This is a genomic window from Streptomyces odontomachi, assembly GCF_024435355.1.
GTDB lineage: Bacteria > Actinomycetota > Actinomycetes > Streptomycetales > Streptomycetaceae > Streptomyces > Streptomyces odontomachi.
Genome location: NZ_JAMJWG010000105.1, coordinates 1 through 407 on the forward strand (window position 1 = coordinate 1; position 407 = coordinate 407).

General features: G+C 66.3%; 1 protein-coding gene. It reads right to left on the minus strand.

Annotated elements, in window-relative coordinates; genetic code table 11:
• A partial coding sequence (locus NQO67_RS43570) for a GTP-binding protein (protein ID WP_255956207.1) occupies positions 1–407 on the minus strand: 407 nt, incomplete at both ends.

Sequence of the window (407 nt, forward strand, 5' to 3'; positions counted from 1 at the left end):
CCGATCTGGAGGGCTTCGCGGACTTCGTCGGGGGTGTAGGGCTGCTTTCCGTCGAAGCCGTTGAGGGCGATGACGAAGGGCAGGCCGGAGTTCTCGAAGTAGTCGACGGCGGGGAAGCAGTCGGCGAGGCGTCGGGTGTCGACGAGGACGACGGCGCCGATGGCGCCGCGTACGAGGTCGTCCCACATGAACCAGAACCGGTCCTGGCCGGGTGTGCCGAACAGGTACAGGATGAGGTCCTGGTCCAGGGTGATGCGGCCGAAGTCCATGGCCACCGTGGTGGTGGTCTTGTCCCCGGTGTGTGTGAGGTCGTCGATACCGGCCGACGCCGAGGTCATGACGGCCTCGGTACGCAGCGGATTGATCTCCGAGACCGCGCCGACGAACGTGGTCTTCCCCACGCCGAA